Origin of the sequence: Streptomyces sp. P6-2-1 (genome assembly GCF_050613165.1) — a bacterium.
Classification (GTDB): domain Bacteria; phylum Actinomycetota; class Actinomycetes; order Streptomycetales; family Streptomycetaceae; genus Streptomyces.
Genome location: NZ_CP192513.1, coordinates 1,046,854 through 1,061,488, shown reverse-complemented (window position 1 = coordinate 1,061,488; position 14,635 = coordinate 1,046,854). Strand labels below are relative to the sequence as shown.

The window sequence follows — 14,635 nt, the reverse complement described above, 5'->3', positions numbered from 1 at the left end:
GCTTTTCCGGTACGGGTGCGGTGCGCGAGTGCGGCGCGCGGGCGGGAGGCGCGGGCGGGGCGTACGGGCGGGCCGTACGGGTGTGACCTCTCCGTCACGCGAGGTCCCTGAGCTGTCCGCGACTCCTTCACCGGCCCTTCGCGCGGTCGCGAGGGCCCGCGAGGGGTCAGGGGCGAGAACCGGCCACGAGGCCCGAGTGGTGCGTCCCTCCGTCGCCGTACCGCCCCCACCGGGGCTTTCCGCCTGCGAGCCACGGCCGGTGGAGGCGTACTTGACAGCCGTGCGGGGCCGGTGCGGAGGCGTCCGTTCCTTCCGAACGCGCGGCCGGATATCGACCTTGTGTACGGCTGTGCGCCGTCGGAATAGTGGGCGGCGCACGGTGACATGGACGCGGCTTTTTCCCGTCCGACGGCACCGTGTGCGAACGCCTTCCGGTCCCGGCACCCCCACATCGCCGGGACCAACCCCCCACAGGAGGACGTGAAGTGACCGAACGACGGACCACCGTGCGGCGTGCCGCGATCGCGGGCACCGGAGTGGCCGCGCTGCTCGCGGCCGGATTCACCTTCCAGACCGCGAACGCCGCGGAGGCGACCCCCACCGCCCCGCACACTCTCTCCGCTCCGAAGGCCGAAAAGCTCGCCTCGCGCATCGCCCAGGACCTGGGTGCGCACGCGGCGGGCACCTACTACGACGCGCAGGCCAAGCACCTCGTCGTCAACGTGACGGACCAGTCGGCCGCGAAGACGGCCGAGGCGGCGGGCGCGAAGGCGAGAGTCGTCGCGCACACGCTCGCCGAGCTGAAGTCGGCGCGCTCCGCCGTCGCCAAGGAGGCCACCGCGATACCCGGCACCTCCTGGGGCGTGGACCCGGTCTCGAACAAGGTCGTCGTGACCGCCGACCGCACCGTCAAGGGCGCCCAGCTCCAGAAGCTGACCACCGCCGTCGAGAAGCTCGGCACCGCGGCGACGCTCAAGCAGTCCCAGGGCACCTTCAAGCCCTTCATCGCGGGCGGCGACGCGATCCAGGGCTCCGGCGGGCGCTGCTCGCTGGGCTTCAACGTGACGGTCGGCGGCGAGCCCGCCTTCCTCACCGCGGGCCACTGCACCGAGGCGATCAGCAGCTGGAGCGACGCGGACGGCAACCCGCTCGGCACCAACGCGGGCTCCGAGTTCCCCGGCAACGACTACGGGCTCGTGAAGTACAGCGGGAACACCGCCCACCCGAGCGCGGTCGACCTCTACAACGGCAGCAGCCAGACCATCACGGGCGCCGCCGACGCGACGGTCGGCCAGACCGTCACCCGCTCGGGCTCCACCACCGGAGTCCACAGCGGTGAGGTGACCGGGCTCGACGTGAGCGTCAACTACGGCGCGGACGGCATCGTCGACGGGCTCATCCAGACCACGGTCTGCGCCGAGCCCGGCGACTCGGGCGGCTCGCTCTTCGCGGGCAGCAACGCGATCGGCCTCACCTCGGGCGGCAGCGGCGACTGCACCTCCGGCGGCGAGACCTTCTTCCAGCCGGTCACCGAGGCCCTCGACGCCTTCGGTGCCGAGATCGGCTGACGCCCTTCGCCCGCACACCGCACACCCGGGTCCCGGTTCCGCCACGAGGCGGGGCCGGGACCCCGGCGTTCGTACGGGCCGGATTCCGCGCGGCGGGCCAGGCGCCGTACGGACCCGCCGCGCTCCCCGTCCGGAGGGGAACGCTCGCCCGGGGCGGTGAACCTGGGGTGTGTGCCGCCGGGGGTGCCGGGGGCACCCGCGAGGCGCTTGGATGCTGTGGCGGCCCCGTGGCCGTATGTGCCGCCCGGCGGGAAGGCGCATTCGCGACTCAGGGAGGCCGTTGTGCCATGTGACCGGATCGGACTGGCGGAGGTGCTGGCGGCTGCGGAGAAGGCCGCGCCGGTGGACTCCCTCGGTGTCGTGGCGCGCAATCTGCGCGAGCGCTTCGGCGCGCGCTACGTGTCGTTCCTGTTCGCCGACGTCATCGGCCGGAGCATGGTGCGGGTCAGCGAGGGGTGGGCCGAGCGGGAGAAGCACGACGCCGAGCGGGTCCCCCTCGCCGGCAGCGTCTACGACGAGGTCCTGCGCACCCAGGAGCTGGTACGGGTGCCCGCCGAGGGGGAGGGGCAGCGGGTGCTCGCCCCGGTCACCAACCGCGGCGATGTCATCGGGGTCCTGGAGCTGGTCCTCCCCGGGGCCGCCCCGGACGCGTCCGGCCACCCCGGACGGCACGACCGGTCCGGTCGGCCCGGTCAGTCCGGTCAGCCCGGTCAGTCCGGTCAGCTCGAACAGATCGAGGAGGCCGCGCACGCGCTGGCGTACATCGTCGTCACCGACCGCCGCTTCACCGACCTCTACCACCTGGGCCAGCGCACCACACGGGTGAGCCTGGCCGCCGAGATCCAGCGGCAGCTCCTGCCCTCGGCCCCTTCCTGCGAGGCCGCCGAGTTCACCCTCGCCTGTGCCTTGTTCCCGGCCGACGGCATCGCGGGGGACACCTTCGACTACACGCTCGACCGCGACACCCTCCACCTGTCCATCACGGACGCGATGGGGCACGACGTCGCGGCCTCGCTGCTGGCCACGCTGCTGGTCAACGCCTCGCGCGGGGCCCGCCGCGCCGGGGAGGGGCTCGCCGAACAGGCCCGCCAGATGCACCAGGCCCTCGTCGACCACGGCGGGCGGACGCTCGCCACCGGGCAGTTGCTGCGCATCGCCCTGGACGGGAGCGGCGCCCGGCTCGTCAACGCGGGCCACCTCTGGCCGCTGCGGCTGCGCGCGGGCACGGTCGAGGAGATCACCCTCCGCGTGGACCTCCCCTTCGGGGTCTCGGCGAAGGGCGACTACCAGGTGCAGGACCTCGACCTGCGCCCCGGTGACCGGCTCCTGCTGTACACCGACGGGATGCAGGAGCGCCGGGCGCAGAGCGTCGATCTGCCCGCCCTCCTCAGGGAGACCGCGGCCGAGCACCCCCGCGAGGTCGTACAGATCCTGGCCGAAGCGGTCGCCGAGGCGTCCGGCGGCCACCCCGAGGACGATGCCACCGCCCTGTGCCTGGACTGGCACGGGCCGCAGGAGCACCACGGCGCCTAGAGCCGGCCCGTCACTCCCCGTGCCCGTTCACCCGTCTGTTCGTACGCCCGCCGCGCTAATCGTACGAACGTTCGAGCAGTGGTTTATCGTGGTGCCCGAGGGATGAACCAGGGGGTGAGCACGAGCGTCCGAGGAGGTGCGGATGACCAGGTCTCCGGGCCTTTCGGGTCTCGGTTTCGCGCACCTGCGCACCGTCTCGGGGAACTCGGCGCGGTACGGGGCCTCGCACCCCGAGGCGCTCGCCGCGCGGGCCGCCGAGCGCGGCATGGACGCTGTCGCGCTCACCGACCGCGACACCGTCGCCGGGGCCGTGCGCTTCGCCAAGGCGTGCGCGGAGGAAGGCGTACGGCCCCTGTTCGGGGTCGATCTCGCCGTGGACGTACCCGCCGCGAAGGACGTACGGGGCGGCGGGCGGCGGCGCGCTCCCGTACGGGGCGGGGCCTTCGTCGACGAGTCCGCGCCGCGAGTGACCTTTCTCGCCCGTGACGGGGCCCGTGGCTGGGCCGCGCTGTGCGCGCTCGTGACCGCCGCGCACGCCCGCGGCGAGCGGCCCCCCGTGCTGCCCTGGGACGCCAACCACGGCGAAGGGCTCACCGTCCTGCTCGGCCCCGAGTCCGACATAGGGCGTGCCCTCGCCGCGGGCCGCCCCGACCGCGCGGCCCGCCTCCTCGTCCCCTGGCGCGAGCGCTACGGCGACGCGCTCCGCCTCGAAGCCGTCCACCACGGGCGCGGCGGTACGGGCCCGGGCTCCCTGCGCCTCGCCGCCCGCACCGTCGGCTTCGCCGCCGAGCAGGGCGTACGCCCCGTGCTCACCAACGCCGTGCGCTACGCCGACCCGGGCCAGGGCCGCATCGCCGACGTACTCGACGCGGCCCGCCGCCTCGTCCCCATCGACCCCGCCAAGGGCCTCGACAGCGGCGAACGCTGGCTCAAGGACGCCGGGCGCATGGCCGCCGAGGCCGAGCGGATCACGACAGCGGCGGGCTTCGGCCCGGACGCCGCCGCCGCGCTCCTGGCCCACACGGCCCGTACCGCCGCCGAGTGCCTCGTCGACCCCGAGGACGACCTCGGCCTCGGCTCCGTGCGCTTCCCCGAACCCCGCCTCGTCGGCGCGGGCCTGCGCACCGCGCAGCGCGCCCTCGCCTCGCGCGCCACCGCGGGGATGATCCGGCGCGGCTACGACAGGGGCCCGAAGGCACGCGCGTACTGGGAGCGGATGCACCACGAGCTGGACATCATCGGGCACCACGACTTCGCCTCGTACTTCCTCACCGTCGCCCGCGTCGTCGACGACGTGCGCGGGCTGGGCATCCGGGTCGCCGCGCGCGGCTCGGGCGCGGGCTCCCTCGTCAACCACCTCATCGGCATCGCGCACGCCGACCCGCTGGAGCACGGGCTGCTCATGGAGCGCTTCCTGTCCAAGCGCCGCTCCGTGCTGCCCGACATCGACATCGACGTCGAGTCCGCGCGCCGCATCGAGGTCTACCGCGCGATACTCGGCCGCTTCGGGCCCGAGCGCGTCGCGACCGTCGCGATGCCGGAGACGTACCGCGTGCGGCACGCGATCCGGGACGTCGGCGCCGCGCTCTCGCTCGACCCCGCCGACATCGACCGCATCGCCACCGCCTTCCCGCACATCCGCGCCCGCGACGCGCGCACCGCGATGGACGAGCTGCCCGAACTCGCCTCCGTCGCCGCCGAACGCGAGAAGTACGGGACCTTCTGGGAGCTGGTCGAAGGACTCGACGCCCTCCCGCGCGGCGTCGCGATGCACCCGTGCGGGGTGCTCCTGTCGGACGCCTCGCTGCTCTCGCGCACCCCCGTCGTGCCGACGAGCGGCGAGTCGCTGCCGATGGCGCAGTTCGACAAGGAGGACGTCGAGGACCTCGGGCTGCTCAAGCTCGACGTGCTCGGGGTACGGATGCAGTCCGCGATGGCGCACGCGCTCTCCGAGCTGGACCGGGCCACGGGTGAGGCCCCCGACATCGACGCGATCCCGCCGGGCGACGAGAAGACGTACCAGCTCATCCGCTCCACCGAGACCCTCGGCTGCTTCCAGATCGAGTCGCCGGGGCAGCGCGACCTCGTCGGGCGGCTCCAGCCGTCCACCTTCCACGACCTCGTGGTCGACATCTCGCTCTTCCGGCCCGGGCCCGTCGCCGCCGACATGGTGCGGCCCTTCATCGAGGCCAGGCACGGCCGCGCGCCCGTGCGCTACCCGCACCCCGACCTCGCGCCCGCCCTGGAGGAGACCTACGGCGTCGTCGTCTTCCACGAGCAGGTCATCGACCTCGTGCACACCATGACCGGCTGCGGGCGCGACGAGGCCGACCGGGTGCGGCGCGGGCTCTCGGACCCCGAGTCGCAGGGCCGCATCCGCTTCTGGTTCGCGCAGCGCGCCGCCGAGCGCGGCTACGACGCCGAGACCGTCACGCGCACGTGGGAGATCGTCGAGGCCTTCGGCTCGTACGGTTTCTGCAAGGCGCACGCCGTCGCCTTCGCCGTGCCCACCTACCAGTCCGCCTGGCTCAAGGCCCACCACCCGGCCGCCTTCTACGCCGGGCTGCTCACGCACGACCCCGGCATGTACCCCAAGCGGCTGCTCCTCGCGGACGCGCGGCGCAGGGGCGTGCCGATCCTGCCCGTGGACGTGAACCACTCGGCGCCCGCCCACCGCATCGAACTGGTGTCCGAGAGCGGGGTGTGGGGGATACGGCTCGGGCTCGCCGACGTGCACGGCATGAGCGAGGCCGAGGGCGAACGGATCGCCGCCGCGCAGCCGTACACCTCGCTCCTCGACTTCTGGCAGCGCGCCCGGCCCTCGCGGCCCGTCGCCGAACGCCTCGCGCAGGTCGGCGCGCTCGACGCCTTCGGCGCCAACCGTCGCGACCTCCTCCTGCACCTCGCCGAACTCCACCGCATGGGCAGGGGCGCCGCCTCGCACGGCACGCAGCTCCCGCTCTCCGGCGGCCGCCGCACCGCCCCCGCCGGGCTCCCCGACCTCGACGAGACCGAACGGCTCAGCGCCGAACTCGGCGTCCTCGGCATGGACGCCTCCCGCCATCTCATGGGCGATCACCAGGAGTTCCTGCGCGAACTCGGCGTCGTGTCCGCGCGCCGCCTGCGCGAGGCCCCGCACGGCACGACCGTCCTCGTCGCCGGGGCCAAGGCAGCGACCCAGACCCCGCCCATCCGCTCCGGCAAACGCGTCGTCTTCACGACACTCGACGACGGCACGGGCCTCGTCGACCTCGCCTTCTTCGACGACTCGCACGAGCGCTGCGCCCACACCGTCTTCCACTCCTGGCTGCTCCTCGTGCGCGGCACCGTGCAGCGGCGCGGCCCGCGCAGCCTCAGCGTCGTCGGCACCGTCGCCTGGAACCTCGCCGAACTCCTCGACCTGCGCGCCGAGGGCGGCCTCGAAGCGGTCTCCGCGAAACTCGCCGAACCCCTGGAGGAACAACCCGGCGAACCGGCATCGGCCGCGCGCCGCATCACCCTCCCCACCGGCTTCGAACTGAACCCCTGGGCCGACCTCAAACCGGCGGGCGCGGACTCGGCGGTGACGGGGCGCGGCATCGCACGGGCGAAGCTGTGGCACCGGAGCCAGGGGAGCGCGGGATGAGGGAGGCCGCGGAGAGGTACGGCGACGACGCGGGCCCGTACGGCGGGGACGGGCACGGCGGAGCCACCCTTGGTACCGGCGGGGCCACCCTTGGTACCGGCGGGGCCACCCTTGGTACCGGCGGGGCCGCTTCCGGCGCCGGGGAGTCCGCGACCGGTGTCCTCTGCGTCCGCTTCCGGCTCTCGCGCGAGGCCGACGCGCCCGACCTGCTGCCCGCGCTGCTCGCCACCGTCGAAGGACTCACCCCGCTCGTCCAGGCGCTCCCGCCCGACACCGCGCTCGCCGACGTGCGCGGCGCGCGCCGCTACTTCGGGCGCGACGTCGCCGAACTCGCCGCGCTCGTACGGGTGCGGACCCTCGCCCTGCACGGCGTCGTGTGCGCGATCGGCGTGGGCCCCACCCCGCTCATCGCCCGCATGGCCGCGCGCGAGGCCCGCTTCGGCACGACCGTCACCGTCACCGACGACGGGCTCGCCGCCTACCTCGACCGCAAGCCCGTCATCGCGCTGCCCGGCGTGGGCCCCGCCACCGCCCGCACCCTCTGCTCCTACGGACTCGACTCCGCCGGACGCGTCGCCGCGGCCCCGCTCGGCACCCTCCAGCGCATCCTCGGCGCCCGCGCCGGACGGGAACTGCGCGCCCGCGCGCACGGTATCGACCCCACCCCCGTCACTCCCGACGCGCTCTCCCGCGCCCTCTCCGCGCACCGCGCCTTCGACCGCGACGAACTCGACCGCGACCGCCAACGCCGCGCCCTGCTCTCGCTCACCGAGGAACTCGGCACCCGGCTGCGGACCGAGGACCAGGTGTGCGCGAGCCTCCAGCTCACCGTCCGCTACGCCGACCGCTCCACCACCGTGCGCTCCCGCGCCCTGCCCGAGCCCACCGCCCACACGCGGGCGCTCACCGCCACCGCGTACGGCCTGCACGAGGCGCTCGGCCTGCAACGCGCCCGGGTCAGGGGCCTCGTACTGCGCGCCGAGGGCCTGCGCCCCGCCACCGGGGCGGCCCATCAGCTCAGCCTGGACCCCGAGGACGACAAGGCCCACCGCCTGGAAGCGGCGGCCGACCGCGCCCGACGGCGCTTCGGCGCCGGGGCCGTGGTGCCGGGAACGCTGGCGGCCTGAGGCCCCTTCAGCCCGTCAGCGACTCCACTTCCGTCGCGTACAGCACGGCCGGGTCGAAGCCCATGCCGTTGAAGCCGCCGGCGAGTTCGAGGGAGAGGACCCCGTGGAGGCGGGTCCAGACGGTGAGGGCGCGCACGCGGGCCGCCGGGCTCGCCGGGTGGCCCCTGGTCCAGTCGCCGTGCTCGGCGAAGTACCCCTCGGCGGGCGTCAGGACGCCTGGGGGCCGGGTGGCCCCACCCTCCTGCGCCGCGCACACGTCGAGGAGCACCGCCATGATCTCCGACGCCGTCAGCGTCGTGTCCTCGGGCGCGTGGTAGCCCGGCAGCGGGGTGCCGTAGACGAGGAAGTACCGCTGCGGGTCGGCGAGCGCCCAGGCGCGCAGGGTGTCCGCGAGGCCCCGGAGGTCGGTGCCCTCCGCCGCGCGCGCCTGGAAGGCGTCGGCGAGGCTGCGGTAGGCGTCCCTGACGAGGTCGGTGATCAGCTCGTCGCGGCTGGCGAAGTACCGGTAGAGGGCCGGGCCGCTCATGCCGATCCGCTTCGCGATCGCGTTGAGGGACAGGGCGCTCGCCCCCGCGGTCGCTATCTGCTCCCAGGCGTGGCGCTTGATGTCCTCGCGCACCTGGGCGCGGTACCGCTCGCGGGACGTCTTCGGCTCGCTCACACGCGTCCTCCTCGGCTCGGCTCTTTCGTTAGAGGTTATCACTGTCGCTATTGACTCTCACGGTGGAAGTGAGTTACAACTTCTCACGAAAGCGAGAACGTCAAACGACAGCTTCTGTGGAGCGGGGAACGTCATGAGTGAGCGCGCACGTCTTGTCCAGGTCGTCCTGCCGGGCGTCGTGGAGCCGGAGGGCCTTCAGCTGCGGGACGCCGAGGCGCCCGTGCCGGGCGAGGGCGAGGTGGTGCTCGCGATGGAGGCCAGCGGGGTCTCCTTCGCGGAGCAGCAGATGCGGCGCGGCAGGTACTTCGACCAGCCGCCCTTCCCCTTCGTGCCGGGGTACGACGTCGTGGGCCGCGTCCACACGACGGGCCCCGGCGTCGACCCGGGGCTCGTGGGGCGGCGCGTCGCCGCACTCCTCAAGGTGGGCGGCTGGGCGAGCCGCGTCCGGGTCGCCGCCGCCGACCTCGTGCCCGTCCCCGAAGGGGTGAGCGCCGAGGAGGCCGAGACCGTCGTCGTCAACGGCGTCACCGCCTGGCAGCTGCTCCACCGCAAGGCCAAGGTGCGCGCCGGGCAGACCGTCCTCGTGCACGGCGCGAGCGGCGGCGTCGGCTCCGTACTCGTCCAGCTCGCACGGGCCGCGGGCGTCGAGGTCATCGGCACCGCATCGGCCCGCCACCACGAGGCGCTGCGCGCGCTCGGCGTCACGCCGGTCGACTACCACGACGGCGAGGTGGCGGCGCGGGTGCGGGAGCTGGCGCCAGGCGGCGTCGCGGCCGTCTTCGACCACGTCGGGGGCCCCGGCATCGTCGACTCCTGGCGGCTGCTCGCGCGCGGCGGCACCCTCGTCGCGTACGGGACCGCGTCGACCCGCGACGACACGGGCTCGCGGCAGTGGCCCGTCATCAAGCTCTTCGCGCGCCTCGGACTGTGGAACGTCCTGCCCAACGGCCGCGGCGCGGGCTTCTACAACATCTGGGCGGGGTCACGGAACAAGTCCCGCTTCCGCGCCCGCCTGCGCACCGACCTCACGGCGGTCCTCACCGCGCTCGGCCGGGGCGAGATCACCGCGCGCATCGCGGGGACCTTCCCCCTCGCGAAGGCCGCTGAGGCCCTGCGCCTCGCGGAATCGGGCACGGTGAGCGGCAAGATCGTCCTCACACCGTGAGGCCGGGCCGGGAAACGGCGGCGGCCAAGGGGCACCCCCGCAGGCCGCCGCCTCCCCGCCCCGCCGCCTCCCCGCCCCGCCGCCTTCCCGCCCCGCCGCCTTCCCGCCCCGCCGCCTTCCCGCCCCGCCGCCGCCCCGCTCCCGTCGTCGTCCTCTCATCCCGCGTCGGCGACCTCCCGCAGGTACCCTCCGAGCCGCTCGATCGCCGAGGGGTTGCGCGGGCTCTCCACGAGGTCCGCGTAGTCGAGCACGTACACGCGCTTGTTCTTGATCGCGGACACGTTCCGCAGCGGCGGGTACGACAGCAGGAAGTCGCGCTTCTTCTTCGCGCTCGTCGCCCCGTAGTCGTTGATGACGATGACGTCGGGGTTCCGCTCGACGACCGTCTCCCAGCCGACCGTCGTCCACGAGTCCTTGAGGTCGTGCAGGATGTTGACGCCCCCGGCCTCGCTGATGATCTGCTCGGGCGCCGCGTAGCGGCCCGAGGTGAAGGGCTGGTCCTGGCCGCTGTCGTAGAGGAAGACCGAGGGCCGTTTCGCCGGGGCCTTCGCCCGCACGGCGGCGACCGTCGCCTTGTACTCCTCGACCAGCTTCGTGGCCCGCGCCTCGACGCCGAAGATCTTCCCGAGATTCTCCAGGTCGGTGTAGAGCGCGTCGAGCGGCGGCATGATGCCGCGCGAGGTCCCCGTGCGCGCGTTGCGGCAGGACTCGGTGAGCAGGTACGTACCGATGCCCGCCTTGTGCAGCTCGTCGGGCGTCAGCGCGTTCTCGGCGAAGCCGTAGTTCCAGCCGGCGAAGACGAGATCGGCGCGCGCGGCGAGCACGTTCTCCTTGGTGACGCGGTCCTTCGCTATCCACTTCACCTTGTCGTACGCGTCCTTGTACGGCACGTCCTTCACCGCGCCCTTGTCGGCCGGCATGGCGTACCCGGCCATGCGGTCCTCCAGGCCGAGCGCGAACATCAGCTCGGTGATGCCGACGTCGTTGGTCACGACGCGCGCGGGCCGCTTGTCGTACGTGACCTTCTCGCCGCAGTTGGTGACGGTCACCGCCTTCGCCTTCGCGGCCCTGCCGTCCTCGTGCGCGACCTCCGCGCCGCAGCCGGTCAGCGTGAAGGCGGCGGCGAGGCCGAGCGAGGTCAGCGAGGTCAGGGAGAGGGTTCTGCGCACGGGGCACCTTCCGGAAGAGGGGGCAGCGGGTCGAAGAGGAACTGGGTCGCCCCCGTCTCCGGGTGGCGCACCCGATGCGCCCGTACGCCGAAGACCTCCGCGAGGAGCGCGGCGGTCAGCACCTCGTCGGGCGGGCCCGACGCGACGACACGGCCGCCGTGCAGGACGTGCAGGAGGTCGCAGTGCGCGGCGGCCAGGTTGAGGTCGTGCAGGGCCGCGAGCACGGTCGGGCCGCTCGCGCGGACCCGGCGCAGGACATCGAGCTGGTGGGCGATGTCGAGGTGGTTCGTGGGCTCGTCGAGCACGAGGACGCGCGGCTCCTGCGCGAGCGCGCGGGCGATGAGCACCCGCTGCTTCTCACCGCCCGAGAGCGAAGGGAAACCGCGCGCGGCGAGGTGCGCGACACCCGCGTCCGCGAGGGCCCGCGCGCAGATCTCGCGATCGCGCGCGGCGGAGCGCTCGCGGTGCGGGAGGCGGCCCATCGCGACGACCTCGGTGACCGTGAAGTCGAAGTCGGCGGCCGTCTCCTGCGGCAGCGCGGCGAGCACCCTGGCCGCCGCGCGCGGCGCGAGGCGGTGCACGTCCTCGCCCCCGACCCGTACGACACCCGCGTCGGGCCGCCGTGCCCGGTACACGCACCGCAGGAGCGTCGACTTCCCGCTCCCGTTCGGCCCGACGAGCCCCACGAAGGCCCCGGCGGGCGCGTCGAGCACGACGGAATCGACGAGCCGCGCGCCCGCCACATCGACCGAGACGCCTTCGACGTAGAGGCGCATGTCACTTCCTTCGGAGGGGACTTGGGTACATGCTCAGCGCCCCGTGAGCGCGTGCCCGCCGCGCCGCATGAGCAGCAGGAAGGCGGGCACCCCGAGCGCGGCGGTGACGACCCCGACGGGCAGTTCGGTGGGGGCGAGCAGCAGCCGCGAGAGCAGGTCGGCCCAGACGAGGAGCACCGCCCCCGCGAGCGGCGCGACCGCGAGGACCCGCGCGTGCGAGGCCCCGACGAGCATCCGTACGAGGTGCGGCACCATGAGCCCGACGAAGCCGATCGCCCCGCTCACCGCGACGACGGTGCCGGTCACGGCCGCCGTCACGACGAAGAGTTCGCGCCGCAGCCGGTCGGGCGGCACGCCGAGCGCCGCCGCCGTCTCGTCGCCCATCGCGAGCGCGTCGAGCGCCCCCGCGCGCGCCCCGAGCCACAGCAGTCCGGCGAGCACCGTCGCCGCGACGAGCGGCACCTTCGGCCACGTCGCCCCGCCGAGGCTCCCGAGCAGCCACATCATCGCCGAGCGTGCCGCCTCGCCCCGCTCCGCGCCGAAGACCATGACCGTCGTGACCGCCTGGAAGCCGTACGCGAGCGCGGTCCCCGTCAGGACGAGCCGCAGCGGGCTGAGCCCGAGCGGCGAGCGCGCGAGCGCGTAGACGAGGGCGGTCGCCGCGAGCGCCGAGACGAAGGCAGAGAAGGAGAGCGCCCACACGCCGAGGCCCGCGAGCGCGCCGAAGAGGATGACCGCGTTGGCGCCCACGGCCGCGCCCGAGGAGATGCCGAGCACGAAGGGGTCGGCGAGCGCGTTGCGTACGAGCGCCTGCACGGCGACCCCGACCGCGGCGAGCCCCGCGCCGACCACGGCGGCGAGCACGACGCGCGGGAAGCGGATCTCCCACACGATCGTGTAAGCCCCCGCGTCGTCCGCGCCGACACTCCCGCCGCTCAGCCCGGCCCACATCAGCCGCACCACCCGCCCCCAGCCGATCCCCGTCGCCCCGAGCGCGACCCCGCACACGAGCGAGGCGAGCAGCACGAGCGCGAGCCCGAGGAGCAGCGGGGGCACGGGTATCCGGCGGGAGCCCTTCACAGGCGTCCTGGGCACGCCGAGGGGCGCGGTGGTACGGGACATGACGGGCGCGCATCCTCCGGGTGGGCGGCCACCGGCGGAATACGCAGGGCGCCGGTGGGGCCCGGAGGGGCTTCGTGGCGGTCCCTGCTCGCAGTCCACGGCGAGCGGTCGACGGGGTCGGTCTCCTGCCGTGGGCGATCGGGCTCGCGCGGCCCCAGGACACCCCTGCGGGCCACGCACACCGTTGCGGGTCAGCGCCGGATTCCCACCGGCTTCCCCCACGAGAGGCCCGAGCAGGCTAACAAATCCCCGTCAGGGGCGAACCGCCGGGACGCCACTTACCGCCCGTCACCGCCGCTTACCGCCCCCCGCCCCGCTTCTCCGGCACCCGCCACCCCCGCTTCCCCGCCAGCTCCAGCGCCGCCGTGGGCCCGAACGAGCCCCGCGCGTACGGCAGGGGCACGCTCCCCGCCGCCTGCACGGGCGCGCACACCTCCCACAGCCGCTCGATCTCCTCCGCCCCCGTGAACCACGTCGGGTCGCCCGCGAGCGCGTCGAGGAAGACTCGCGCGTACGCCGTGAGCGGCGGGTCGTCGGGGAAGGCCGTGCCCTCGTCGAGCATGAGCGGCGCCCGGACGAGCCGGAACCCCGTCCCCGGCCGCTTCCCGTAGACCTCGACGCCGAAGCGGGGCGGGTCGGTGAGGTCGAAGACCCACTCCGAAGGCCGGTCGCAGGCCGCCCAGTCGGCCCCTGGCACCCGTGCCGCCTCGCGCAGCCCGATCGTCACCTGCTGCCGCGAGACGCCCATCGCCTTCCCCGTGCGCAGCAGGAACGGCACACCCTCCCAGCGCGGGTCGTCGATCCACGCGCGCAGCGCCACGAAGGTCTCGGCCGTCGAGTCGGGCGCGACCCCCTTCTCCTCGCGGTAGCCCTCGTACTGCCCGAACACCGTCTCGTCGGGCGCGAAGGGCCGCAGCTTCCGGAAGAGCGCGGTCCGCGCCTCGCGCAGCTCCTCGGCCCCGTACCGCTCGGGCAGGTCGAGCGCGAGGATGCCGAGGACCTGCCCGAGGTGGGTGGGGATCATGTCACGGAAGGTCCCCGTGGACTCCATGAAGGAGGCCCTGCCCTCGATGTCGATCTCCTCGGGCACGTCGATCTGCACGTACGCGAGGTGCTCGCGGTTCCACACCGACTCCAGCCAGCCGTTCGCGAGCCGCAGCGCGAGGAGGTTGCGCACCGCCTCCTTGCCGAGGAAGTGGTCGACGCGGAAGACGCGTTCCTCGGGCACGATCTCGTGGAGCCGCTTGTTGAGCGCGCACGCGCTCGCGACGTCCTCGCCGAACGGCTTCTCCATCACGAGCACCGCGTCATCGCTGAGCCCGGTCGAGCCGATCATGCCGAGCATCCCGGACATGCTCGCGGGCGGCACCGAGAGGTACAGGAGGGTACGGGTGTCCGCGCCGAGCCGTTCGCGGGTCTCGCGCACGAGCCCGGCCAGGCCCTCGCCGTCCTCGGCCGACGAGGTCTGGAAACGAAAGCGCGCGGTGAAGTCGTCGAGCCCGGCGGGAGCCTCGCCGCCGTGCGCCCCCTTCACCGCGTCCGCGACGATCCTCCGGAAGTCCTCGTCCGTGCCGGGGGAGTGCCGGCCCGAGCCGATCACGGCGTAGTCCCGCGAGGTGAGGCCGCGCGCGTGGAGCTGGAAGAGGGCCGGGTACAGCTTGCGCTTGGCCAGGTCTCCGGTGGAGCCGAAGAGGACCAGGAGCAGCGGACGGCCGTCGGCCGGGGAGTCGGAAGCCATGCGGGAAGCGCCTCTCGTACGGGGTCGGGCGGGGCCGCCGGGGACCGGGGCCCTGGGCTGACCGGGGTCGGGTACCCGTTCCCCAGCCTTGTGTGCCTGCCGCCTCGTCACCTCGCCGCCGGGGCCGCTCGGGTGAGGACCCTGCCCCGGC

10 protein-coding genes and 1 riboswitch are annotated in these 14,635 nt (G+C 74.2%); of the genes, 5 read left to right on the top strand and 5 right to left on the bottom strand.

The features are described from left to right. Nucleotides 1–485: 485 nt before the first annotated feature. The 4 genes from ACQYWQ_RS04765 to ACQYWQ_RS04750 all read left to right on the top strand — a co-directional run bounded on the left by ACQYWQ_RS04765 (nucleotide 486) and on the right by ACQYWQ_RS04750 (nucleotide 7,853). A complete protein-coding gene (locus tag ACQYWQ_RS04765) occupies nucleotides 486–1,568 on the top strand; it encodes a S1 family peptidase (protein ID WP_431032624.1) in 1,083 nt (360 codons plus the stop codon). A gap of 282 nt (nucleotides 1,569–1,850) precedes the next feature. Then, complete coding sequence (locus tag ACQYWQ_RS04760) at nucleotides 1,851–3,101, top strand: PP2C family protein-serine/threonine phosphatase (protein ID WP_431032623.1); 1,251 nt, start codon at nucleotides 1,851–1,853, stop codon at nucleotides 3,099–3,101. Nucleotides 3,102–3,243: 142 nt separating this feature from the next. Continuing rightward, on the top strand, nucleotides 3,244–6,726 hold the full coding sequence (locus ACQYWQ_RS04755; protein ID WP_431032622.1) for a DNA polymerase III subunit alpha: 3,483 nt from the start codon (nucleotides 3,244–3,246) through the stop codon (nucleotides 6,724–6,726). Continuing rightward, the gene (locus tag ACQYWQ_RS04750; RefSeq protein WP_431032621.1) at nucleotides 6,723–7,853 is read left to right on the top strand and encodes a DNA polymerase Y family protein; all 1,131 of its coding nucleotides are present in this window, start codon (nucleotides 6,723–6,725) and stop codon (nucleotides 7,851–7,853) included. The genes ACQYWQ_RS04755 and ACQYWQ_RS04750 overlap by 4 nt, the downstream gene beginning before the upstream one ends. 7 nt (nucleotides 7,854–7,860) lie before the next feature. Here the strand turns inward: ACQYWQ_RS04750 and ACQYWQ_RS04745 are convergent, their stop codons facing one another. Further along, nucleotides 7,861–8,514: a TetR/AcrR family transcriptional regulator gene (locus tag ACQYWQ_RS04745; RefSeq protein ID WP_431032620.1), complete on the bottom strand. Its 654-nt coding sequence runs from the start codon at nucleotides 8,512–8,514 to the stop codon at nucleotides 7,861–7,863. Nucleotides 8,515–8,647: 133 nt separating this feature from the next. On the opposite strand from ACQYWQ_RS04745, the gene ACQYWQ_RS04740 reads away from it, so the two are divergent. After that, on the top strand, nucleotides 8,648–9,679 hold the full coding sequence (locus ACQYWQ_RS04740; protein ID WP_431032619.1) for a medium chain dehydrogenase/reductase family protein: 1,032 nt from the start codon (nucleotides 8,648–8,650) through the stop codon (nucleotides 9,677–9,679). Between the two features lie 155 nt (nucleotides 9,680–9,834). Here ACQYWQ_RS04740 and ACQYWQ_RS04735 read toward each other — a convergent pair whose 3' ends face one another. The 4 genes from ACQYWQ_RS04735 to ACQYWQ_RS04720 all read right to left on the bottom strand — a co-directional run bounded on the left by ACQYWQ_RS04735 (nucleotide 9,835) and on the right by ACQYWQ_RS04720 (nucleotide 14,484). Next, nucleotides 9,835–10,848 carry an ABC transporter substrate-binding protein gene (locus ACQYWQ_RS04735; protein ID WP_431032618.1) on the bottom strand — a complete coding sequence of 338 codons (1,014 nt, stop codon included), beginning with the start codon at nucleotides 10,846–10,848 and terminating at the stop codon, nucleotides 9,835–9,837. Further along, a complete protein-coding gene (locus ACQYWQ_RS04730) occupies nucleotides 10,827–11,624 on the bottom strand; it encodes an ABC transporter ATP-binding protein (protein ID WP_431032617.1) in 798 nt (265 codons plus the stop codon). The genes ACQYWQ_RS04735 and ACQYWQ_RS04730 overlap by 22 nt, the downstream gene beginning before the upstream one ends. Nucleotides 11,625–11,657: 33 nt before the next feature. Continuing rightward, entirely contained in the window at nucleotides 11,658–12,746 is a 1,089-nt protein-coding gene (locus tag ACQYWQ_RS04725; RefSeq protein ID WP_431032616.1) for a FecCD family ABC transporter permease, read from the bottom strand. Between the two features lie 119 nt (nucleotides 12,747–12,865). After that, a riboswitch (cobalamin riboswitch) is annotated at nucleotides 12,866–12,964 on the bottom strand. 80 nt (nucleotides 12,965–13,044) lie between these two features. Next, nucleotides 13,045–14,484, bottom strand: a complete 1,440-nt coding sequence (locus tag ACQYWQ_RS04720) for a glucose-6-phosphate dehydrogenase (RefSeq protein ID WP_431032615.1) — start codon at nucleotides 14,482–14,484, stop codon at nucleotides 13,045–13,047. Nucleotides 14,485–14,635: the final 151 nt, after the last annotated feature.